Source organism: Nocardia sp. NPDC003345, assembly GCF_053589395.1.
The window spans coordinates 1-7592 of sequence record NZ_JBSFRU010000316.1; the positions used below are offsets into that span (position 1 = coordinate 1).

Consider the following 7592-nt stretch of genomic DNA (forward strand, 5'->3'; position numbering starts at 1 on the left):
CCGGTGAAGTCCTGCATCACCACGCGGGCCGGGGTGAACTGGATCTCGATACTGGGCTGGGCGCTCGGATCCCAGTTCGCGAGGGCGCGAATGTGGTCGGCGGTGATATTGGCGCCGTCCTCGGTGCGCAGCAGATTCTCGGCGAGGACTTTCAGCGCGTACGGAAGTTTCTCGGTGCCGGGCACGGCCGAGAGCCGGAAGATCTCATAGGAGTTGCTTCCGACCTCGAGGTTGCCCTTGGCGCCGAAAGTATCGATACTTTTCGTCACGTCAGCTCCACTTGTCGGGTGTGCGGACGCCGTCGGCGGGGCTGTGCCGGCGGCGATACGTCTGTTGTCTGGCCTGAGGTCCGGCCCGCTGTGGCGCCGGTTCCCCGCGATTCCCAACCCTAACAGTACGCTTGTCCTGTGAAATTTCGGGCCCGCTGCCGGTGATCGTCGCGCGGCGCGCGGGTCCGCGGGTGTGGCAGGTGTGGGGTAACCGATCCCGCGTCGCGTAATCTGCTCTCGAGCTGGTCCGGGTTGCCGGGACGTCCCCACGGGTACTCCCGGGCTCGCACCCCAGAATCGCATTTCCCCGTCGCCTCGCCCAACGATGCGGCTCGACCAGACCGGATGGAAGATGACCGTCACCCACACCTCGGCCTTCTCCTTCATGGCCACCAAACTGCCGGACGGATTCGACGCGGACACCATGGCCGAGGTTCGGTCCGATCTCGCCGACAACGGGGTGGCCGCGCCCGACGGCGACGACCAGGGGGAACTGGCCGCCATCGTGTCCGATGCGCGGGAACACGGAATCGACCTGAGCATCGTCGTGGTGAGCGGCAATCCCGGCCACGATTCCGAACTGCGCGATCTCGCCACCGAGGTCGCGGGCTTTCAGCACGGCACCGTGGCGGTATTCAGCGACGACTGGATCGGCACCACCAGTGATTCCATAACCCGGGTCCACCTGGAATGGGCCGAGGACAAGGCGAAATTCAAAGGTGGCGACACCGAAGAGGCCGCGCAGATCCTGGTCCACCGACTGGAGCAGGAGCCGGCCATGGGCTGGACCGCGATAACCCTCGCGTTGCTGGCCGGCCTGGTGCTGGTCGTCGGAGGCCTGTACTGGATCAAGTCCCGTCGTGATCCCGATGTGGCGGCTCCGGGGGGATCAGTGGACGGCGGGGCCGAACCCGTCCGCGCCGCCGCCCGATAACCGTCCGGTCGCCGGCCTGTCCTGGAAGGATTCCCCGCACCGGGGATGTTTCAGCGTTCGGCACGGCGGGCATGATGCCGTATCGGTACGTATGGTCGACTGGAGCGGGCGGTGACGGCTGCGACAGCGACTCCGTGGCCGGCGCCGGGGTATGGACCGGTTCGCGAACGCGGCGAATTTCCCGATAGTGGAGCCGGTTGCGGCGAATACGGTCATCACCTGGAATAGTTGTGACAGCACGCACAGGACCGAGGCGAAAGCGGGGATGTTGGTGACTTCGACGGACGGTGTCAGCGGGGCGGATCTGGCGAAAAAATCGCCGGCGCCCGCTTCGAACGCCCTCGAGCGTGATGTCGCGACGCTGGAAAAAGCGATATTCGAGGTGAAGCGGGTCATCGTCGGACAGGATCGCCTGGTCGAGCGGCTGCTCGTCGGTGTGCTGGCCAAGGGGCATGTGCTCCTGGAAGGTGTTCCCGGTATCGCCAAGACCCTCGCGGTCGAGACGTTCGCGAAGGTCGTCGGTGGCTCGTTCTCCCGCGTCCAGTTCACCCCCGACCTGGTGCCCACCGACCTCGTCGGTACCCGCATCTACCGGCAGGGCCGGGAGGAGTTCGACACCGAGCTGGGCCCGGTGGTCGCGAACTTCGTCCTCGCCGACGAGATCAACCGCGCGCCGGCCAAGGTGCAGTCCGCGCTGCTCGAGGTGATGGCCGAGCGACATGTGTCGATCGGCGGTAAGACCTATCCGATGCCCGATCCGTTCCTGGTGATGGCCACCCAGAACCCGATCGAGAGCGAGGGTGTGTACCCGCTGCCCGAGGCGCAGCGCGACCGGTTCCTGTTCAAGGTCGTCGTCGACTACCCGTCGGTCGAAGAGGAACGCGAGATCATCTACCGGATGGGTGTCACCCCGCCCGAAGCCGAGCAGATCCTCGAACCGGCGGAACTGCTGCGGTTGCAGAAGCTGGCCGCGAACACCTTCGTGCACCACGCGCTGGTGGACTACGTGGTGCGGGTCATCTCGGCCACTCGCGCACCGGCCGAGTTCGGTATGCAGGACGTGGCGAACTGGGTGGCCTACGGCGCCTCGCCGCGTGCCAGCCTCGGCATCATCGCCGCCGCCCGGGCGATCGCGCTGATCCGGGGCCGCGACTATGTGGTGCCGCAGGATGTGCTCGAGGTGATCCCGGATGTGCTCCGGCACCGTCTGGTGCTCTCCTACGACGCCCTCGCCGACGAGGTCAGCCCCGAGGACGTGATCCAGCGCGTGCTGCAGACCGTCGGCCTGCCCCAGGTGGCGCCGCAGGCGGTGGCGCCCGGCGGGGCGCCCGCCCCCGCGGAGAACGGCAACCGCAGGCCCGCTCCGCCCCAGCAGGCTCCCGCGCCTCAGGTCCCGCAGACCGCCGGCACGAACCAGACCCAGTGACCCGGGCGTCGGATTCCCACGCCGGGGTGCCCGGCCACGCACCACCGTCGTTCCGTTCGGGCGAACTGACCGATCCGCATCTGACCGCCGCCCTGAAAACGCTCGAGCTCACCGTGCGCCGCCGCCTGGACGGGGTGCTGCACGGCGATCACCTCGGCCTCATCCCCGGTCCGGGTTCCGAGCCGGGCGAGGCGCGCGCCTATCAGCCCGGCGACGATGTGCGACAGATGGACTGGTCGGTCACGGCCCGGACGACCCATCCGCACGTCCGGCAGATGATCGCCGACCGGGAACTGGAGACGTGGATGGTGGTCGACCTGTCGGCCAGTCTCGACTTCGGCACCGGTGCCTGCCAGAAACGGGATCTGGCGGTGGCCGCCGCGGCCGCGGTCACCCACCTGACGATGGGCGGCGGCAATCGTATCGGCGCGGTGGTCGCCACCGGTGAGCAAATGCAGCGGATTCCCGCCCGCAGCGGCCGGGTGCACGCCCAGTCGCTGTTGCGCAGTATCGCGACCACGCCGCATCCCCGCGACGGCGTGCGCGGTAACCTGCACGGCGCGATCGAATCGCTGCGCCGGCCGCAGCGCAAGCGCGGACTCGCGGTGGTGATCAGCGACTTCCTGGGCGATATCAGCTGGCAGCGGTCGCTGCGCGCCATCTCCGCGCGTCACGATCTGCTGGCGGTCGAAGTACTCGACCCGCGCGATATCGCGCTACCCGATATCGGTGACGTGGTACTGCACGATCCGGAGACCGGACGTACCCGCGAATTCAGCGTCACCCCCCAGTTGCGCGCCGACTACGCGGCGGCCGCGCAACGGCACCGGCAGGAGGTCGAGCAGACCCTGCGCAGTTGTGGCGCCCCGGTGCTGACCCTGCAGACCGACCGGGACTGGATCGCCGATGTGGTCCGGTTCGTTTCCACCCGGCGCCACAGCCTCGGCGCCTCGACCCCGCGGGTGCCACGCCAGTGAGTATTTCGAATTTCACCGCACCGATCTGGCTCGGATTCCTTGCTGTCATTCTGCTGCTCGCGCTCGGCTATCTGCTCGCGCAGCGCGGTAAGCAGCGGCGTATGTTGCGCTTCAGCAATATGGAACAGCTCGAGAAGGTCGCTCCGAACCGGCCGAGCTCATGGCGCCATGTGCCGATCGTGCTGCTGATCGTGGGCATGGTGTTCTCCACGATCGGCGCGGCCGGCCCCACCGCCGAACAGAAGGTGCCGCGCAACCGGGCCACGGTGGTGCTGGTCATGGACGTGTCACTGTCCATGGAGGCCACCGACGTCTCGCCGAACCGGCTGCAGGTCGCCCAAGAGGCGGCCAAGAACTTCGCCGAGGGACTGACCCCGGGGGTCAACCTGGGCCTGGTCACCTATGCCGGTACCGCCTCGGTACTGGTCTCACCGACCACCGATCGCGGATCCGTGAAGGCGGCGATCGACAACATCAAACTCGCCCAGCGCACCGCGACCGGTGAGGGGATCTTCACCGCCCTGCAGTCCATCGAGACCCTCGCCTCGGTGGTGGGTGGATCGGAAACCCCGCCCCCGGCCCGGGTCGTGCTGATGTCGGACGGGAAGCAGACCGTTCCGGACTTCGAGGACTACGACAACCCGCGCCATGAATTCGTCGCGGCCCGGCTGGCCAAGACGAAACAGATCCCGGTCACCACCATCTCGTTCGGAACCCAGTGGGGCGTAGTGGAGATCCCGCGTGAGGACGGGGGCTCCGACCAGCAGGAAGTGCCGGTGGACGACGAAGCGATGCAGGAGATCGCGCGGCTGTCCGGCGGCGAGTTCTTCACGGCGTCCAGCCTGCAGGAGCTCTCGAGCGTCTACGAGACACTGGAGGAACAGATCGGGTACGAGGTGACCCGGGGCGACGCGAGTCGCGCCTGGTGGCTGCTCGGCCTCTTCATGACCCTGGCCGGTGTCGTGGCGGCGCTCGTGATGCGCCAGCGGTTGCCCTGACGGCAGGTGGCCCGTCGGCCCCGGTTGGAAAATATCCCCTGAGAATGCCTGTGCTCCAGTATGATTCGAGTGCCTCGGTCATGGGGAGTGAGGCATTCTCGGGAGGGGTAATCCATGAAGCGTGTGTTCATCACGATCGGCCTGATCGGCGGAATCGTCTTCGGAGGGTCGGGGCTCGCGGCTGCCGACAATCTGGCGCTGTTTCCGTTCTCCGGACCGTACGCCGAAGCGAACTGCCGGGATACGCTGGCGAAGAAATACGCGGGTCAGGCCGCGTATTGCCGGGCGATGGGACAGGCCGACAAGAACGGTTTCATGATGTGGGGGCTGTTCACCACCAAACGGGTGTGAGTTTCCGGTCGAGTACTGCGGGCCGGATCCCATCCGGTCCGCAGTACTCGTCGAGATGCGCTGATCTGTTCGTGGCGCACAAAAACGGCGGGCGAATTCGGTCGGATCCCATGGCGGCGACCCGAGGGCATGGCGGTAGGTTGTCCCCATGTCGAACTTCACACCACGTTCGGTCCTGGTGACCGGCGGTAACCGGGGGATCGGTCTCGCGGTGGCCCAGCGTCTGCACGCCGACGGCCACAAGGTGGCGGTCACCCATCGCGGTTCGGGCGCCCCCGAGGGCCTGCTCGGGGTGAAATGCGATGTCACCGACAGTGAATCGGTGGATCAGGCCTTCGCCGAGGTCGAGGCCGCGCAGGGGCCGGTGGAGGTGCTGGTCGCCAATGCCGGGATCACCGACGACACCCTGCTCATGCGGATGACCGAGGAGCAGTTCACCAAGGTCGTGGATGCCAACCTCGCCGGCGCGTTCCGCTGCGCCAAGCGGGCCAATCGCGCGATGCTGCGGGCCCGGTGGGGCCGGATGATCTTCCTCGGCTCGGTGGTCGGGATGTCGGGCCAGGCGGGGCAGATCAACTACGCCGCCTCCAAGGCCGGTGTGGTGGGACTGGCGCGCTCGATCACCCGTGAGCTGGGGTCGCGGTCGATCACCGCCAATGTCGTCGCACCCGGATTCATCGAAACGGATATGACCAAGGACCTGCCCGCGGAGATGCGGGAGATGGCCGAGAAGTTCATCCCGCTGCAGCGGGTCGGCAGGCCCGAGGATGTCGCGGCCGTTATCAGCTTCCTCGCCTCCGAGGATTCGGCCTATGTCTCCGGTGCGGTCATCCCGGTCGACGGCGGTATGGGGATGGGGCACTGACCTGCCCCCTGGGCATCGAAGTACATCGCGAATATCGCACCGGCCGTTCGATGGACGGCCGGTGCGCCGCCTGGACGGCGGAACACGACACCAGACTGCAGGGAGAAGCGAGAACTCATGGGCGGATTGCTCGAAGGCAAGACGATCCTCGTCACCGGCATCATCACCGATGCCTCCATCGCGTTCCACGCGGCGGCGATCGCGCAGAAGGAGGGGGCCCGGGTGATCATCACCGGTCTCACCGAGCGCCTCCGCCTGATCGACCGGATCGCCAAGCGGCTGCCGGAGGAGGTGCCTCCGGCGATCGGGCTCGACGTGACCAGCGCCGAGGACCTGGCGAAACTGCCCGACGCGCTGCGCGAGATCGCCCCGGAGGGAATCGACGGGGTCCTGCATTCGATCGCCTTCGCCCCGAAGACCCTCATGGGCCCCGATGCCGTGCCGTTCCTCGACGGACCCGCCGGTGATGCCGCGAAATCCTTCGAGATCTCGGCCTGGAGTTATGCGGCGCTGGCCCGGGCCGTGCTGCCGGTGATGAACGAGCGCGGGTCCATCGTCGGTATGGATTTCGATCCTCGTACCGCCATGCCCTACTACAACTGGATGGGCGTGGCCAAGGCCGCGCTGGAATCGGTGAACCGGTACGTGGCGCGGGAAGTCGGCTACGCCAAGAAGATCCGGTCCAACCTGGTCGCCGCCGGCCCGGTCAAAACCCTCGCCGCCAAGGCCATCGCGGGTACGGCCACCGATGACGCCAAACAGCTCAAGCAACTCGACACCTACTGGGACGGTGCCTCGCCCATCGGCTGGGACGGCGGCGCGGAGGTGGTCGGCAAATCGATCGTCGCGCTGCTGTCGGACTGGCTGCCCGCCACCACCGGCTCGATCGTCTATGTCGACGGCGGCGCCAGCCACAACACCTGGTTCCCCGAGAACATGCCGTCGAACTGAACGATCCGGGAGGAGAACACCGTGGCCCGCGCGGCCGACGCCCTGCTGCTGCTGTCCTTCGGCGGTCCCGAAGGTCCCGGCGATGTGATGCCGTTTCTGGAGAACGTGACCCGGGGGCGCGGTGTGCCTCCCGAACGGCTCGCCGAGGTGGCGCAGCATTATCTGCACTTCGGCGGCGTATCGCCGATCAACGCGCTCAATCGCGACATCATCGCGGCGGTGGAGCGGAGCCTGGCGGCGGCCGGGTGGGATCTTCCGGTCTACTTCGGTAACCGCAACTGGCACCCCCTGGTCGAGGACACCGTGTCGCGGATGGCGGCCGACGGCGTCGGTTCGGCCCTGGTGTTCCCGACCTCGGCCTGGGGTGGCTACTCCGGGTGCCGGCAGTACGACGAGGATATCGTCCGGGCACGGGCGGCGGTGGGCGACGATGCGCCGGAACTGGTGAAACTGCGCCAGTACTTCGACCACCCGCTGCTGATCGGGGCCTTCGCCGATGCCGTGCGAGCGGCCGTCGCGGCGCTGCCGGCCGAGCGCCGTGGCGGCGCGCGGCTGGTGTTCACGGCCCATTCGGTACCGGACGCGGCGGATGCCGCGGCCGGGCCGCCGGACGACGGCGGCCACCTCTACAGCCGCCAGGTCGCCGAATCGGCCCGGCTGTGCGCGGCCGCCGCCGGTTTCGGCGACTACGACGTGGTCTGGCAGTCGCGCTCCGGGCCGCCGCGCATTCCGTGGCTCGAGCCCGATATCGTCGATCATCTGGAAACGCTGCCGGACAAGGGTATCGACGCCGTGGTCGTCTGCCCGGTGGGTTTCGTCTC

The 7592-nt window shown here is 67.7% G+C and carries 9 protein-coding genes; 8 read left to right on the forward strand and 1 reads right to left on the reverse strand.

The genetic code is table 11. The annotated features are described in order from the left end of the window. Nucleotides 1-269 (reverse strand): hypothetical protein (locus tag ACWDU1_RS26295; RefSeq protein WP_450002465.1); only part of this gene is annotated, 269 nt, incomplete at its 3' end. A 352-nt stretch (nt 270-621) separates the two neighbouring features. Between ACWDU1_RS26295 and ACWDU1_RS26300 the strand changes: the two genes are divergently transcribed. From ACWDU1_RS26300 to ACWDU1_RS26335, 8 genes are all read left to right on the forward strand, one after another. Next, nucleotides 622-1203: an Rv1476 family membrane protein gene (locus ACWDU1_RS26300; RefSeq protein WP_450002467.1), complete on the forward strand. Its 582-nt coding sequence runs from the start codon at nt 622-624 to the stop codon at nt 1201-1203. 265 nt (nt 1204-1468) lie between these two features. Then, a complete protein-coding gene (gene moxR1, locus ACWDU1_RS26305; protein ID WP_450002469.1) occupies nt 1469-2629 on the forward strand; it encodes a chaperone MoxR1 in 1161 nt (386 codons plus the stop codon). After that, nucleotides 2626-3606: a DUF58 domain-containing protein gene (locus ACWDU1_RS26310; protein ID WP_450002470.1), complete on the forward strand. Its 981-nt coding sequence runs from the start codon at nt 2626-2628 to the stop codon at nt 3604-3606. Before moxR1 ends, ACWDU1_RS26310 begins: the two co-directional genes overlap by 4 nt. Continuing rightward, nucleotides 3603-4604 (forward strand): VWA domain-containing protein, encoded by a 1002-nt coding sequence (locus tag ACWDU1_RS26315; RefSeq protein ID WP_450002471.1) that lies wholly within the window; start codon nt 3603-3605, stop codon nt 4602-4604. Before ACWDU1_RS26310 ends, ACWDU1_RS26315 begins: the two co-directional genes overlap by 4 nt. 114 nt (nt 4605-4718) lie before the next feature. Next, entirely contained in the window at nt 4719-4955 is a 237-nt protein-coding gene (locus ACWDU1_RS26320; protein ID WP_450002473.1) for a hypothetical protein, read from the forward strand. Nucleotides 4956-5103: 148 nt separating this feature from the next. Then, nucleotides 5104-5820 (forward strand): 3-oxoacyl-ACP reductase FabG1, encoded by a 717-nt coding sequence (fabG1, locus tag ACWDU1_RS26325; protein ID WP_450002474.1) that lies wholly within the window; start codon nt 5104-5106, stop codon nt 5818-5820. A gap of 117 nt (nt 5821-5937) precedes the next feature. After that, nucleotides 5938-6771 carry an NADH-dependent enoyl-ACP reductase InhA gene (gene inhA / locus ACWDU1_RS26330; protein WP_450002476.1) on the forward strand — a complete coding sequence of 278 codons (834 nt, stop codon included), beginning with the start codon at nt 5938-5940 and terminating at the stop codon, nt 6769-6771. Between the two features lie 87 nt (nt 6772-6858). Continuing rightward, a partial coding sequence (locus ACWDU1_RS26335) for a ferrochelatase (protein WP_450002478.1) occupies nt 6859-7592 on the forward strand: 734 nt, incomplete at its 3' end.